The following is a 14,083-nucleotide window of genomic DNA, read 5'->3' on the forward strand; positions in this document are numbered from 1 at the left end:
CGGATCACGGGCACGGGACGGACAGGGCCCGGGTGCCGATCCGAGGGAGTGAGGGGCGGACGTGCGGGAAACGACCGTCGTCGCGGCGGACTACTTCCAGTCCTACTCGGTCGTCGGACTGCTCGCCGTCGTCGGCCTGCTGTTCGTCGCCGTCGCCTTCGGGGCGGGACGCCTGCTGCGGCCGGTGGTCCCCACGCCCGAGAAACTTCTGACGTACGAGTGCGGAGTCGACCCCGTCGGTGAGGGCTGGGCCCACACCCAGGTCCGCTACTACGTCTACGCCTTCCTCTACGTGATCTTCGCCGTCGACTCGATCTTCCTCTTCCCCTGGGCCACCGTCTTCGCCGCCGACGGCTACGGCGCGACCACCCTCGTGGAGATGTTCATCTTCCTCGGCTTCCTCGCCGTGGGCCTGCTGTACGCATACAAGAAGGGCGTCCTGACATGGACGTGAACCCTGCCGCCCCCGAGCCGGTCCTGCTTCCGGAGCCCAAGCGGCTCGGCGCGCTCTCCCGGCTGGCGCCCGAGCCGATGAAGGTGGTCCTCAACTGGGGCCGCCGCTACTCGCTCTGGGTCTTCAACTTCGGCCTCGCCTGCTGCGCGATCGAGTTCATCGCCGCGTCGATGGCCCGGCACGACTTCATCCGCCTCGGCGTCATCCCGTTCGCGCCGGGACCGCGCCAGGCCGACCTGATGGTCGTCTCCGGCACGGTCACGGACAAGATGGCGCCGGCGGTGAAGCGCCTGTACGAGCAGATGCCCGAGCCGAAGTACGTCATCTCCTTCGGCGCGTGCAGCAACTGCGGCGGGCCGTACTGGGACTCCTACTCCGTCACCAAGGGCGTGGACCAGATCATCCCGGTCGACGTCTACGTCCCCGGCTGTCCGCCCCGGCCCGAGGCGCTGCTCCAGGGCATCCTGAAACTCCAGGAGAAGATCGCGCGCGAGTCGCTGGGGGAGCGGTACGGGTCCGGCGGCGCCGGTCGGCCTTCGGCGGCCGCGCTGCGGAGCGGGCTGGTCCGGCCGCCGGCGCCGACCGGTGAGGGGGAGGGCCGATGACCGCGGCCGGCTGGCTCCCCGCCGACGCAGGGGAACTGTTCGGTGCCGACGCCACGGCGGAGGAGTCCTACGGCGTCCTGACCGTCGACGTACCGCCCGCCTCCTGGATCAGCGCCCTGGAGACCGCGCGCGACCGTGTCGGCTGTACCTTCTTCGACTGGCTGAGCGCGGTCGACGAACCCGGCACGGGATTCCGCGTCACGGCGCACGTCGTCGCCCTGGCTCCCGTACGGCGCCTGCTGCTGCGCACCACGGTGCCGCACGACACCCCGGTGCTGCCGTCCGCCGTGGACGTCTACGCGGGCGCCGCCTGGCACGAACGCGAGACGCACGAGATGTTCGGCGTCGACTTCACGGACCACCCGGGCCTGGACCACCTCCTCCTGCCGGACAACTTCGAGGGCCACCCCCTGCGCAAGGACTTCGTTCTCGCGGCCCGGGTCGCCAAGGCCTGGCCCGGCGCCAAGGAACCCGGCGAATCCGAGCACGGCGGCCCCAAACGCCGCCAGATGCTGCCCCCCGGCGTCCCCGACCCGAACGAATGGGGCCCCCTGAAGGGCCAGCTCCCCCCGGCCCCGGCCCGCCCGGCCCGGGGCACCGGCAGGCCGACGGCCGGCGCGTCCCGCACTCCAGCCGACCGCCCACCCCGCCGTACCCGTTCGGTGGCGGAGGGTTCGGCGAGTCAGTCGCCTCCCGGCTATGCTGCTGCCCAGTCCTCGACCGCGCCGCGTCGCTCCGGCTCGGCGGCGGAGGGTTCGGCGAGTCAGCCGTCCGCGGCGGAGGCTCCGGGCAGGCCGTCGGCGCCGCCCCGCCGTACCCGTTCGGTGGCGGAGGGTTCGGTGAGCCAGTCGGCTGAGGCAGGCCCCGAGTCGGCCGCGGCTCCCGCACGACGTGCGCGGAGTGCGGGCGAGGGGTCGGCGTCGCAGCGTTCCGGTACGCCCGCTGCCGGAGGACCCCGCCGGTCGCGCAGCGCGTCGGAGGGGTCCGCGAGTCAGCGTGCGGTGCCGGACGAAGCCGCGTCGGCGGGCGACGGGCCCGCCCCCACCGGGGCCGACGGACCGGACCGGAAACCACCTGCCGTCCCACGCAGCCCGGACGCCCCCTGGCACCATGCCCGCCCGGCCTTCACGGATTCGGAACCGGAACAGGTGACCGAGTCCGACGACGGGCCGGCCCCCGAGACCGGACCGGAGCCGGAGGACGGCGCCGGAGCGGTCCGCGAGTCCGGCTCCGAACCGGACCCCGCGGCCGGGCGTGAACCCGAAGCCGCCGCCGAAGCCGAATTCGGAGCCGCCGCCGAAGCCGAATCCGGAGCCGCCGCCGAGCCCGAAGCCGAAGCCGAAGCCGCCGCCGGCACCCGCCCGGAGTCCGGCAGCGACGAACCCGGGACCGGCACCCCCGAAGACTCCTCAGGAGGCGTGCGGTGAACGACGTGCTCGACGTCGCCCTGCGACTCCTGGTCGTGTTCGTCGTCTTCCTCACCTTCCCCCTGATCGTGGGTCAGACCGAGCACAAGGTGATGGCCCACATGCAGGGCCGTCTCGGCCCGATGTACGCCGGCGGCTTCCACGGCTGGGCCCAGCTCATCGCCGACGGCGTGAAGTTCGCGCAGAAGGAGGACGTGGTCCCGGCCGGCGCGGACCGACGTGTCTTCCAGCTCGCCCCCGCCGTTGCCCTCCTGCCGTACCTCCTCGTGCTGCTCGCCATCCCGATCGGCCCGGGCGAGGGCGCGGTCGGCCAGGTGCTGGACGCGGGCGTGTTCTTCGTACTGGCGGTCATGGGCGTCGGCGTCCTCGGCTCACTCATGGCCGGCTGGGCCTCCGCCAACAAGTTCTCCCTCCTCGGCGGCCTGCGCACCGCCGCCCAGCTCCTCGCCTACGAACTCCCGATGCTGCTCACCGCCGCCTCCGTGGCGATGGCGGCCGGCACTGTCTCCCTCGTCGGCATCCTGGACGCCTTCGAGTGGTGGTGGGTCCCCTGGCAGATCACCGGCGCGCTCGTCTTCTTCATCGCCGGCCTCGCCGAACTCCAGCGCCCTCCCTTCGACATGCCGGTCGCCGACTCGGAGATCATCTTCGGCGCGTACACCGAGTACACCGGCCTGCGCTTCGCCCTGTTCCTCCTCGCCGAGTACGCCGGGATCGTCGTCCTGTGCGGCCTGACGACCGTCCTGTTCCTGGGCGGCTGGCACGGCCCCTGGGGCGCCGACGGACTCGGCTGGGTCTGGACCCTGCTGAAGACCGCGGTCCTCGCCTTCGTCGTCATCTGGCTCCGCGTCACCTACCCCCGCCTGCGCGAGGACCAGCTCCAGAAGCTTTCCTGGACCCTCCTCGTCCCCCTCTCCCTCGCCCAGATCGCCCTCACCGGCATCGTCAAGGTGGTGATCTCCTAGCCATGTCCCCCATCCCCGGCTCCGGTCTGGCCAAGGGCCTGGCCGTCACCCTGCGGACGATGACGAAGAAGTCCGTCACCGCCCCGTACCCGGACACCCAGCCCGACCTGCCGCCCCGCACCCGCGGTGTGATCGGCCTGTTCGAGGAGAACTGCACGGTCTGCATGCTGTGCGCCCGTGAGTGCCCGGACTGGTGCATCTACATCGACTCCCACAAGGAGACGGTCCCGGCGGCGGCCCCCGGCGGTCGCGAACGCAGCCGCAACGTCCTCGACCGCTTCGCCATCGACTTCTCCCTGTGCATGTACTGCGGTATCTGCATCGAGGTCTGTCCTTTCGACGCCCTCTTCTGGTCACCGGAGTTCGAGTACGCGGAGACCGACATCCGTGACCTCACACACGAACGCGACAAGCTCCGCGAGTGGATGTGGACGGTGCCGGCCCCGCCCGCTCTCGACCCCGGCGCCGAGGAACCGAAAGAGCTCGCCGCCGCCCGCAAGACCGCCGACAAACTCGCCGCCGCCCAGGCCGAACCGCAGCAGGAGGAGTCGTGACCCTCGCCGCAGCCGCAGCAACGGCCGCGCACGCCACGACCACCACCGCCGCCGAGACACACGGCTTCCTCTCCCCGACCGGAGTGGAGATCGCCTTCCTCCTCGTCGGCCTGGTCACCCTCGGGGCCGCCGTCATCACCGTCACCACCCGGCAGCTGGTGCACGCCGCACTGTGGCTGGTGGTGGCCCTCGGGGGCCTCGCCGTCGAATACCTCCTGCTCACCGCCGAGTTCATCGCCTGGGTGCAGGTCCTCATCTACGTCGGTTCCGTCGTCGTCCTCCTCCTGTTCGGGCTCATGCTCACCAGGGCCCCCATCGGCCGCTCGCCGGACGCCGACTCCGGCAACCGCTGGGTCGCCCTCACCGTGGCCGTCGTCTCCGCGACGGCCCTGGTCTGGGTCGTCGTCGACGCCTTCCGGACCACCTGGATCGACCTGGACGGTGCCCCCGCCGGCTCGACCGAGGTGACCGGCGCGAGCCTCTTCCAGCACTGGGTCCTGCCGTTCGAGGCCCTCTCCGTCCTCCTTCTCGCCGCCCTCGTCGGCGCGATCGTCCTGTCACGCAAGGCGAAGGCCCAGCAGGCAGCGGCCATCGCGTCGGCACCGGCCACCACCCCGGGTACCCCCGGGCCCGTGGAAACCCGGAGCGACACGGAAGGGGCCCGCTGATGCACCTCGCCTATCCCGCCGTGCTGTCCGCCCTCCTCTTCTGCACCGGCCTGTACGGCGTCCTCGCCCGCCGCAACGCGATCCTGGTCCTGATGTCGGTCGAGCTGATGCTCAACGCCGTCAACCTGAACCTGGTGGCGTTCGACGTCTGGCTCAGCCGGGCGGCCGAGGAGACCCTGCACTCCGGTCAGGCCCTGGCCCTGTTCACCATCGCCATCGCCGCAGCCGAGATCGGTATCGGCCTGGCGATCGTCCTCGCCGTGTACCGCAACCGTGGCACCTCGGACATCGACAGGCTCCGCGACACCGCCGAGGGCCACGATCCCGACGGCCCCGACGACGTATCCGACAGCGACGCCTCCGCGCCCCGGGCGACCGCCGAGAAGGCTGAGGCCACCGCGTGACCACGACCACCCTCGCCGTCCTCGTCCCCCTCCTTCCGTTCCTCGGCGCGCTCGCCGGCCTGCTCCTGGGCCGCACCGCGCCCGGTTTCGTCCGCCCGCTCGCCGTCCTGCCCGCACTCGCCTCCCTCGTGCTCGCCGTCGCGGTCGCCGCGCGCCAGGGTGGTGACGGGGCCGTCGACGCCGCCACCGAGCTCACCCCGACCGGCTCGGTGCCGATCGAACTCGCCCTTCACATCGACGGCTTCGCCGCGCTGACCGCCGTCCTGGTCACCGTCGTCGCCACCTGTGTGCAGATCTACTCGACGGGCTACCTGCGCGACGACCCGCGCTACCCCTCCTACGCCGCCCTCGTCTCCCTGTTCACCTCCGCGATGCTCCTGGTCGTCTACTCCGGCGACCTGATGGTCCTGCTGGTCGGCTGGGAAGTCATGGGCATCTGCTCCTACTTCCTCGTCGGCCACTACTGGGAGACCCCCGAGGCCCGCGCCGCCTCCCTCAAGGCCTTCCTGGTCACCAAGCTCGGCGACGTCCCCTTCCTCATCGGCCTGTTCGCCCTGGCCAACGAAACCGGGTCCTTCCGCATCACCCGGATCCTCGGCGCCGTCGCGAACGGCGGCATCGAACACCCCACGCTGATCGCCCTGCTGCTCCTGGCGGGCGTGGCCGGCAAGTCGGCGCAGTTCCCGCTGCACACCTGGCTGCCCGACGCGATGGCCGGCCCGACCCCCGTCTCCGCGCTGATCCACGCCGCGACCATGGTCGCCGCCGGTGTCTACTTCATCGCCCGTCTCCTTCCCCTCTTCGAGGCCTCGCGGGCCGCGATGACCGTCCTGGCCGTCATGGCCGCCGTGACCATGGCCGGCTCCGCGCTCGCCGCCCTCGCCCAGGACGACATCAAACGCGTCCTCGCCTACTCGACGATCGGCCAACTCGGCTACATGACCGGCGCCCTCGCCGTCGCCGACCGAGGGGCCGCCGTGTTCCACCTCCTGTCCCACGGCGCCTTCAAGGCACTGCTGTTCCTCGCGGCCGGCGTGATCATCCACGCCGCCGGCACCAACTCACTGGCCGCCATGTCCCGCATGGGTCACCTGCGCGACCGCGTCCCCGACGCCTACTGGACGATGACCGTGGCGCTCCTCGCGCTCGCCGCGATCCCGCCGTTCAGCGGCTTCTTCTCCAAGGAGGCCGTCCTCGGTGCCGCCGAACACGTCGTCACCGGTCACACCGAACACACCCCCGCCGCGGCGGGCTGGATCGTCCTCCTCTCCGGCCTCGTCACGGCCCTGCTCACCGCCGCGTACGCGACGCGCCTGTGGCTGCTGGCCTTCCGCGGACACGGCGCCGAGGCGCCCGACCACGGCAGGCAGCCGCTGACGATGACCGCGGTGCTGTGGGTGCTCGCCATCCCGTCCCTCGCGCTCGGCGGACTCGCGTACCGCGTACTGCCCGACTGGTTCGACGGCCACGACCTGGCCCCGACCCTCACCACCTCCGTCCTCGGCACCGGTGTGGCCCTCGTCGGTGGCATCGTCACCTACGCCACCTGGCGGCACACCACCGCACACGCCGCCCGCGTCCCCCTCGGCGCCGTCGCCGCCCACCCCGGGGGCGACGCGGGACTGGTCGAGGCGGAGGCCATCGCGAGCCACGAACCGGCCTACGGGGACATCGCCTACGCACCCGACCCGTCGGACCCCGGACGGCTGTTGCTCGGCCCGCTGCACCGCCCCGCAGCCGCCGGCTTCCACCTGGACGCCCTGTACACGGCCCTCTTCGTCCGCCCGGTCCAGGCCGGCGCGAGCCTCGTACGGTTCCTCGACCGCGAGGTCGTCGAAACCTACGTACGCGGCGCGGGCACCCTGCCCCGCTGGCTCGGCACCGCCGTACGACGGGCCCAGACCGGCAATCTGCAGACCTATGTGAGCGCGCTGCTCGCCGGCACCGTCGTCCTCGCGGTCGCCGCCGTCCTCGTCGCCACGGGAGCGTGAGCAGGCGTGATCGATATCAACGAGTCCGTGATGCAGTTCCTTCTGGCATTCCTCGTCGCCGGACCGCTCCTCGGCGCCGTAGCCGCTCTCCTGCCGGCCCCGCCCGGACTGAAGGGGAAGTCACCCGAGCAGGCCGTGCTCCGCCACGGCGTGACCGTCACCGGCGCGATCCTCAGCGCGGCGGTCGTCCTCGCGCTCGGCTTCGACCACGACCAGCCGTCGAAGATGCAGGCCACGACCGACATCAGCTGGATCCCCGCACTCGACGTGCGCATCCACCTCGGCACCGACGGCATCTCCCTCCCCCTTCTGGTCCTGACCGCGCTGCTGACCTTCCTCAGCGCCCTCTACTCGTACTTCAAACCGCCCGTGGGCCCGTCCCCGAAGGCGTTCGTCGCCCTCCTGCTCGTCCTCGAGTCCGGCACGCTCGCGACCTTCGCCGTCCTCGACCTGATCCTGTTCTTCCTCGCCTTCGAGATGGTCCTCATCCCGATGTACTTCCTCATCGCCCGCTGGGGCGGCGAGGGCCGGGCCGAGGCCGCCTGGAAGTTCATCCTCTACACGCTGCTCGGCTCCGTGGTCATGCTGCTCGGCCTGCTTCTGATCGGAATCAAGGCGGGCACTTTCGACATGGTGGCACTCGCCACTGACAACGGCCGGTCGCTGACCACGTCCGTGCAGGTCATCGCGGTTCTGGCGATCGGTATCGGGCTCGCGGTGAAGACCCCGATGTGGCCGTTGCACAGCTGGCTGCCCGATGCCCACACCGCCGCGCCGACCGTCGGCTCGGTCCTGCTGGCGGGCGTTCTGCTGAAGATGGGCACCTACGGGTTCGTGCGGATCCTGCTGCCCGCCGCGCCGGACGGCTTCCGCACCTTCGCGCCCTACCTCGCCGCGTTCGCCGTCGTCGGCATCATCTACGGATCCCTCGCCTGCCTGGCCCTCGCCGGACGGGGCGCGAACGGTGACCTCAAACGCCTGATCGCCTACTCCTCCGTCGGCCACATGGGTTTCGTCCTCCTCGGTATCGCGACCATGACTCCGACCGGGGTCAACGGTGCCCTGTTCGCCAACGTCGCCCACGGCCTCATCACCGGCCTGCTGTTCTTCCTGGTCGGCGGCCTCAAGGACCGCACCGGCAGCACCGACCTCGACACCCTCGCCAAGGAAACGGGCGCCGCCCTCTACGGCAGGGCCCCCCGCCTCGGCGGACTGCTCGCCTTCGCAGCCGTCGCCTCCCTCGGCCTGCCCGGACTCGCCGGTTTCTGGGGTGAGATGCTCGCGCTGTTCGGCGCCTTCGACCCCGCCGAAGGCCTCAACCGGCCGGCCTTCCTCACCTTCATGGCGATCGGCGTGTTCGGCACCCTGCTGACGGCCGCGTACCTGCTGATCGTGGTCCGCCGGGTCTGCATGGGCGCCGTCCCCCAGGACGCGCCGGCACTCACCGACGTGCGCTCCTACGAGTTCGCCGCCTGGGTCCCGCTCGTCGTCCTCACCGTCGTCGCCGGCCTGTGGCCGAAGGCCCTCCTCGGGCTGACCGACCCGGCCGTGCAGCAGCTCCTCTCAGGAGGCACCCGATGAGCTCCCTGGTCCAGTCCGTCGACTGGCTGGCCATCGCGCCACCGACCATCGCGGCGGTCGTCGGACTCGTCGTCCTCGTCGCCGACCTGTTCGTCGGAGAAACCAGGAAGCCACTCCTCGGCTGGCTCTCGGTGGCCGGCCTCGCCGCCGCCACGCTCATGCTGCTGCCCCTCCTCGACGCCGACCGCAGCACCTTCTGCCTCGTCGGCGACACCGGCGTGTGCAGCTACACCGCGGACCGCTTCACCCTCGTCATCCAGTTCCTGGTGCTCGGCGGCGCCCTGCTGGCCGCCCTGCTGTCCGTCACGGTCCTGAAGGACGAAGGCAAACGACTCCCCGAGGGCGAGTACTGGTTCCTGTTCCTCTCCTCCGCGGCCGGCGCCGCCCTGCTGCCCGCCTCCCGCGACCTCGCGACCCTCGTCGTCGCCCTGGAGGTCGCCTCCCTGCCCGCCTTCGCCCTGGTCGGCCTCCGGCACGGCGACCGGAAGTCCTCCGAAGCAGCCCTGAAGTTCTTCCTGTCCTCCGTCACGGCCACCGCGGTCAGCCTGCTGGGCATCAGCTTCGTCTACGCCGCCACCGGAACGCTCCACCTCACCCTGGTCGCCGAGCGGATCCAGACCGTCGAGGGACAGCTCCACACCCTCGCCCAGACCGGCGTCGTCCTGACCCTCGTCGGCTTCGCCTTCAAAACCGCCGCCGTGCCCTTCCACTTCTGGGTCCCCGACACCTATGTGGGCGCCCCCCTGCCGATCGCCGCCTACCTGTCGGTCATCGGCAAGGCGGTCGGATTCTCCGGCCTGATCCTCGTCACCGTCGTCGCCCTGCCCTCGTACGCCGACGTCTGGGGCCCCGCCCTCGCCGTCCTGGCCGCCCTCACCATGACCGTCGGCAACGTCGGGGCCCTCCGCCAGCAGGTCACGCGCGCGCACAGCGCGGTACGGCTCCTCGCCTGGTCCTCCGTCGGCCAGGCCGGCTACCTCCTGGTGCCGATCGCCGCCGCCGCGTACTCCGACGACGCCGAGAAGTCGATCGGCTCCACCCTCGCCTACGCCCTCATGTACGGCGCCGTCAACCTGGGAGCGTTCGCGGTGGCCGCCCTGGTCGGCCGCACGCACCGGCTCAACCGCGTCGCCGACTACCGCGGTCTGTACGCCTCCAGCCCTCTCACCGCGCTCCTCCTCGGGTTCTTCCTGCTCTGCCTCGCCGGGCTCCCGCCGGGCATCATCGGCCTCTTCGCGAAGGTCACCGTGTTCGCCGCGGCCGTCGACGCCGGACTCGGCTGGCTCGCCGTCGTCATGGCCGTCAACGTCGTCATCGCGCTGGTCTACTACCTCCACTGGACCGCTCTGCTGTTCCGCGCCCCCGAGGGGGAGCCGGTCCGGCACCGCCTCCCCGCACCGCTCACCGCCGCGATCGCCCTGACCGGTGTCATCGGGATCGTCCTGTCCGGGGCTCCCCAGCTGATCCTCCGCTTCACCGACACCGGACTCTTCTGACCACACCGGGCCGCGTCCCGCACGCGCGCGTAAGGCCACCGGACCCCCCGCGCGCGTGCCGCCGAGGACCGGCCGGGAGGGCCGTCACCCGGACGGTTTACACGCGCCACCGCGCGCACAAGGGAACTAGTGCCCTTCGCCTGGCGTTGACCGGTACGGGAGGGTCCACTGGACGTGACATCAACAAACCAGTGGGCAACGCAGGTCAGAAGCAAGATCAGCAAGCAAGGGTCCCCCTGCCGCACGACTTGGAGGGCGTACCGTGCACCGCCGGCACAACGGGCTCAGGACCGCAGTCCTCCTCGGAGGGCTGTCCGCACTCATCATCGTCATCGGCAGCTTCTTCGGCCGTATGGGGCTCGTCGTCGCCGTCCTGATCGCGCTGGGCACCAACGCGTACGCGTACTGGAACAGCGACAAGCTGGCCCTGCGGGCGATGCGCGCCCGCCCGGTGAGCGAGTTCGAGGCCCCGGGGCTGTACCTGATGGTCCGAGAACTCTCCACCCAGGCCCGCCAGCCCATGCCCCGCCTGTACATCTCCCCGACGGAGGCGCCCAACGCCTTCGCCACCGGCCGCAATCCGCGCAACGCGGCCGTGTGCTGCACCGAGGGCATCCTGCGCCTGCTCGACGAGCGGGAGCTGCGCGGCGTCATCGGCCACGAGCTCAGTCATGTCTACAACCGCGACATCCTGATCTCCTCGGTCGCGGGTGCCCTCGCCTCCGTGATCATGTTCCTGGTCAACTTCGCCTGGCTGATCCCGATCGGCCGCTCGGACGACGACGACGGCCCCGGTCTGCTCGGCATGCTGTTGATCATGATCCTCGGCCCGCTCGCCGCATCCCTCATCCAACTGGCCATCAGCCGCTCCCGGGAGTATGAGGCCGACGCCTCGGGGGCCCGGCTGACCGGCGATCCACTCGCCCTCGCCCGCGCCCTGCGCAAACTGGAACACGGCACCAAGCAGCTTCCGCTGCCCCCCGAGCCCCGCATCGAGACGGCCAGCCACATGATGATCGCCAACCCGTTCCGTCCGGGCCAGGGGCCTGCGAAGATGTTCTCCACCCACCCGCCGATGGCGGAACGCATCGCCCGGCTCGAGAAGATGGCAGGTCCCCCGCAGTGAAGACCATCCTGAATCTCATTTGGCTCGTCTTCAGCGGCTTCTGGCTGTTCCTCGGCTACCTGCTGGCGGGCGTGCTGCTCTGCATCACGATCATCGGCATTCCCTTCGGCGTCGCCGCGTTCCGCATCGGTGTCTACGCCCTGTGGCCCTTCGGGTACACGACGGTCGAACGCCGGGACGCGGGCGCCCCCTCCTTTCTCGTCAACGTGCTGTGGCTGCTCCTGGCCGGCTGGTGGCTGGCGCTCGGTCACATCGTCACCGGCATCGCTCTGTGCGTGACGGTCATCGGCATCCCGCTCGGCCTCGCCAACTTCAAGCTGATCCCGGTCTCCCTGTTCCCGCTGGGCCGTGAGATCGTGCGGACCGACCGGGCGTTCACAGAGCGCTGGTAGGACGGCGGACCCACTCGCGGGTCCCCGTCCCGACCCGGGAGTTGTCCACAGCCCCGAGGTTGTCCACAGGCCCGCACGGCTGTCATTGGCGGCGCGCATGATGAACCCATGAGCGAGCACGAGCAGTTGCTGACACAGGTGGCGGACAAGGCCCGCAACACCCGCCCGCGGGGCCGGCCTTCGCTCCAGGAGCCCATCGACGCGGCCATGCTGGCACGGGCCGAGGCCACCCTGGGCTTCGCCCTGCCCCCGCTGCTCGCGCAGCTCTACCTGCGGATAGCGGACGGTGGCTTCGGCCCCGAGTACGGTCTGCTGCCCCTCCTGGACAGCGAGCCCTCCGGTGAACCCGCCGCCGTGGCCCAGTACCTGGCCCGCCGCGAGAGCGGCCGGGAGGACCCCGACTGGGCCTGGCCCGAGGGCGTGCTGCCGATATCCCACTGGGGCTGTGGCATGTACGCCTGCGTCGACTGCCACTCGCCCCGGGCCACCGTCCTCCTCTTCGAACCCAACCCGGGGGACCCGGACCACGCCTGGTTCCTCGACTCCCCGGCCCTCACCGACTGGCTCCACTCCTGGGTCCGGGGCACGGGCTGGTACGAGGAGGGGAACGAGGACACGGACCTGGTGCCGTGGACCGGTTTCCCCGGACCCGCGACACCGGCGCGGACGTCCTGACCGAGCCCCGTAACCGTCGCCGAGCCCCGTAACCGTCGGCTAGCGCCGGCCGCCCAGCCCGCGTACGCCGTACACCACCACGCCGGCCACCAGGACCCCCGCGCCCGCGGCCACCGAGACCCACGGCAGCGCGAAGGCCAGCACCAGGCACCCGGCGAACCCCACGGCCGGCACCACCCGCGCCACCGCCCTCGCGTCGAGCGTCCAGGCCGACGCGTTGGCCACCGCGTAGTAGGTCAGCACGCCGAAGGAGGAGAAACCGATCGCACCCCGCACATCCACCGTGGCGGCCAGCACGGCGACCACGAGGCCCACCGCCAGCTCCGCGCGGTGCGGCACCCGGAACCGCGGATGCACGGCGGCCAGGGCACCCGGAAGATGCCGGTCCCGGGCCATGGCCAGCGTCGTCCGCGAGACCCCCAGGATCAGGGCGAGCAGCGAACCCAGCGCGGCCACCGCCGCGCCCACCCGCACCACCGGCGCGAGCCCGGGAACGCCCGCGGCCCGCACAGCGTCGGCGAGCGGCGCGGCGGCGTCGCCCAGCCCCTTCGGCCCCAGCACCGAGAGAACGGCCACGGCGACAGCCGCGTACACGACCAGCGCGATGCCGAGCGCCAGGGGAATCGCCCGGGGGATGGTGCGTGCCGGATCCCTGACCTCCTCACCGAGCGTCGCGATACGGGCGTACCCGGCGAAGGCGAAGAACAGCAGACCGCCCGCCTGGAGCACCCCGCCGGCCCCGCCCGACACCCCGATGTCCAGCCGCCCGGCATCGGCCTCTCCCGACGTCAGACACACGACCACCACGGAAGCGAGGACCGCCAGGACCACACCCACGATCGCCCGCGTCAGCCACGCGGACTTCTGGACACCGCCGTAGTTCACCGCGGTCAGCAGCACCACGGCGGCGACCGCCACCGCGTGCGCCTGATCCGGCCAGACGTACGCGCCCACGGTGAGCGCCATCGCCGCACAGGAGGCCGTCTTGCCCACCACGAACGCCCAGCCCGCGAGGTAACCCCAGAAGTCTCCGAGCCGCTCGCGCCCGTACACGTACGTGCCGCCCGAAGCGGGGTACAGGGCGGCGAGGCGCGCGGACGAGGTGGCGTTGCAGTAGGCGACCACGGCGGCGACGGCCAGACCGATGAGCAACCCGGAACCGGCCGCGTGCGCGGCGGGTGCCAGGGCGGCGAAGATCCCGGCGCCCACCATCGAGCCGAGACCGATGATGACGGCGTCACCGACGCCGAGGGTGCGGCGGAGTTGGGGACCGGACGTGTCTGTCACAGAACCGCACCCTACTGACCAGGTGCAACCGCCACATGTACGGGTGGCGTCTTCCAGGGTGCGAGGGCAACGGGAAAGGGGCAGGTGTACGGCATGACGATCATCAGCTGGATCATCCTGGGACTACTGGCCGGAGCGATCGCGAAGTTCCTGCTCCCCGGCCGCGACCCGGGCGGCCTCATCGGCACCACCCTGATCGGCGTCGCCGGCGCGTTCATCGGCGGCTGGATATCCGCCCGTTGGCTCGACCACCCGATCACCAAGGACTTCTACGACGGCACCACCTGGGTCGCCGCGATCGGCGGCGCGCTGGTCCTCCTGATCGCCTACCGCATCCTGTTCGGCCACTCGCGCGACTGACGTGGGGGGGGGGGGGGGGGGGGGGGCCCCCCCCCCCCCCCCCCCCCCCCTCCACCCCCCCCCCCCCCCCCACCCCCCCCCCCCCCCCCCCCCCCAAC

Annotated in this window: 15 protein-coding genes; 14 read left to right on the plus strand and 1 reads right to left on the minus strand. The window is 71.5% G+C overall.

Features of this window, described 5'->3' with window-relative positions; genetic code table 11:
• Window positions 1-61 precede the first annotated feature (61 nt).
• From ACZ5C2_RS27060 to ACZ5C2_RS27120, 13 genes are all read left to right on the plus strand, one after another.
• Window positions 62-454 (plus strand): NADH-quinone oxidoreductase subunit A, encoded by a 393-nt coding sequence (locus ACZ5C2_RS27060; protein ID WP_030860845.1) that lies wholly within the window; start codon window positions 62-64, stop codon window positions 452-454.
• Window positions 445-1,059 (plus strand): NADH-quinone oxidoreductase subunit B, encoded by a 615-nt coding sequence (locus ACZ5C2_RS27065; protein ID WP_468796078.1) that lies wholly within the window; start codon window positions 445-447, stop codon window positions 1,057-1,059. Before ACZ5C2_RS27060 ends, ACZ5C2_RS27065 begins: the two co-directional genes overlap by 10 nt.
• Entirely contained in the window at window positions 1,056-2,486 is a 1,431-nt protein-coding gene (locus ACZ5C2_RS27070; RefSeq protein ID WP_468796081.1) for an NADH-quinone oxidoreductase subunit C, read from the plus strand. The genes ACZ5C2_RS27065 and ACZ5C2_RS27070 overlap by 4 nt, the downstream gene beginning before the upstream one ends.
• Window positions 2,483-3,451, plus strand: a complete 969-nt coding sequence (locus ACZ5C2_RS27075; protein ID WP_468796084.1) for a complex I subunit 1/NuoH family protein — start codon at window positions 2,483-2,485, stop codon at window positions 3,449-3,451. The genes ACZ5C2_RS27070 and ACZ5C2_RS27075 overlap by 4 nt, the downstream gene beginning before the upstream one ends.
• A 2-nt stretch (window positions 3,452-3,453) precedes the next feature.
• A complete protein-coding gene (locus tag ACZ5C2_RS27080; RefSeq protein WP_468796087.1) occupies window positions 3,454-4,005 on the plus strand; it encodes a NuoI/complex I 23 kDa subunit family protein in 552 nt (183 codons plus the stop codon).
• Entirely contained in the window at window positions 4,002-4,673 is a 672-nt protein-coding gene (locus tag ACZ5C2_RS27085; protein ID WP_468796090.1) for an NADH-quinone oxidoreductase subunit J family protein, read from the plus strand. Before ACZ5C2_RS27080 ends, ACZ5C2_RS27085 begins: the two co-directional genes overlap by 4 nt.
• Window positions 4,673-5,077, plus strand: a complete 405-nt coding sequence (nuoK, locus tag ACZ5C2_RS27090) for an NADH-quinone oxidoreductase subunit NuoK (protein WP_468796093.1) — start codon at window positions 4,673-4,675, stop codon at window positions 5,075-5,077. The genes ACZ5C2_RS27085 and nuoK overlap by 1 nt, the downstream gene beginning before the upstream one ends.
• Window positions 5,074-7,068 carry an NADH-quinone oxidoreductase subunit 5 family protein gene (locus tag ACZ5C2_RS27095; protein ID WP_468796096.1) on the plus strand — a complete coding sequence of 665 codons (1,995 nt, stop codon included), beginning with the start codon at window positions 5,074-5,076 and terminating at the stop codon, window positions 7,066-7,068. The genes nuoK and ACZ5C2_RS27095 overlap by 4 nt, the downstream gene beginning before the upstream one ends.
• 6 nt (window positions 7,069-7,074) lie before the next feature.
• Window positions 7,075-8,649 (plus strand): complex I subunit 4 family protein, encoded by a 1,575-nt coding sequence (locus ACZ5C2_RS27100; RefSeq protein WP_468796099.1) that lies wholly within the window; start codon window positions 7,075-7,077, stop codon window positions 8,647-8,649.
• Window positions 8,646-10,145 carry an NADH-quinone oxidoreductase subunit N gene (locus ACZ5C2_RS27105; protein WP_468796102.1) on the plus strand — a complete coding sequence of 500 codons (1,500 nt, stop codon included), beginning with the start codon at window positions 8,646-8,648 and terminating at the stop codon, window positions 10,143-10,145. Before ACZ5C2_RS27100 ends, ACZ5C2_RS27105 begins: the two co-directional genes overlap by 4 nt.
• A 262-nt stretch (window positions 10,146-10,407) precedes the next feature.
• Window positions 10,408-11,271 (plus strand): zinc metalloprotease HtpX, encoded by an 864-nt coding sequence (htpX, locus tag ACZ5C2_RS27110; RefSeq protein WP_468796105.1) that lies wholly within the window; start codon window positions 10,408-10,410, stop codon window positions 11,269-11,271.
• The gene (locus tag ACZ5C2_RS27115) at window positions 11,268-11,663 is read left to right on the plus strand and encodes a YccF domain-containing protein (RefSeq protein ID WP_468796108.1); all 396 of its coding nucleotides are present in this window, start codon (window positions 11,268-11,270) and stop codon (window positions 11,661-11,663) included. Before htpX ends, ACZ5C2_RS27115 begins: the two co-directional genes overlap by 4 nt.
• Window positions 11,664-11,771: 108 nt before the next feature.
• Window positions 11,772-12,338, plus strand: a complete 567-nt coding sequence (locus tag ACZ5C2_RS27120; protein ID WP_468796111.1) for an SMI1/KNR4 family protein — start codon at window positions 11,772-11,774, stop codon at window positions 12,336-12,338.
• A 39-nt stretch (window positions 12,339-12,377) separates the two neighbouring features.
• On the opposite strand, the gene ACZ5C2_RS27125 is transcribed toward ACZ5C2_RS27120, so the two are convergent.
• On the minus strand, window positions 12,378-13,625 hold the full coding sequence (locus ACZ5C2_RS27125; RefSeq protein WP_468796114.1) for an APC family permease: 1,248 nt from the start codon (window positions 13,623-13,625) through the stop codon (window positions 12,378-12,380).
• Between the two features lie 93 nt (window positions 13,626-13,718).
• On the opposite strand from ACZ5C2_RS27125, the gene ACZ5C2_RS27130 reads away from it, so the two are divergent.
• On the plus strand, window positions 13,719-13,985 hold the full coding sequence (locus tag ACZ5C2_RS27130; RefSeq protein WP_468796117.1) for a GlsB/YeaQ/YmgE family stress response membrane protein: 267 nt from the start codon (window positions 13,719-13,721) through the stop codon (window positions 13,983-13,985).
• Window positions 13,986-14,083 lie beyond the last annotated feature (98 nt).

This window comes from Streptomyces sp. NPDC031365, from assembly GCF_055569765.1.

What these genes read in the sequence shown, in the direction of transcription:
- ACZ5C2_RS27065 (WP_468796078.1), top strand. Translation starts at nt 445, where the DNA reads ATGGACGTGAACCCTGCCGCCCCCGAGCCGGTCCTGCTTCCGGAGCCC.
- ACZ5C2_RS27070 (WP_468796081.1), top strand. Translation starts at nt 1,056, where the DNA reads ATGACCGCGGCCGGCTGGCTCCCCGCCGACGCAGGGGAACTGTTCGGT.
- ACZ5C2_RS27080 (WP_468796087.1), top strand. Translation starts at nt 3,454, where the DNA reads ATGTCCCCCATCCCCGGCTCCGGTCTGGCCAAGGGCCTGGCCGTCACC.
- nuoK (WP_468796093.1), top strand. Translation starts at nt 4,673, where the DNA reads ATGCACCTCGCCTATCCCGCCGTGCTGTCCGCCCTCCTCTTCTGCACC.
- ACZ5C2_RS27105 (WP_468796102.1), top strand. Translation starts at nt 8,646, where the DNA reads ATGAGCTCCCTGGTCCAGTCCGTCGACTGGCTGGCCATCGCGCCACCG.
- ACZ5C2_RS27120 (WP_468796111.1), top strand. Translation starts at nt 11,772, where the DNA reads ATGAGCGAGCACGAGCAGTTGCTGACACAGGTGGCGGACAAGGCCCGC.
- ACZ5C2_RS27130 (WP_468796117.1), top strand. Translation starts at nt 13,719, where the DNA reads ATGACGATCATCAGCTGGATCATCCTGGGACTACTGGCCGGAGCGATC.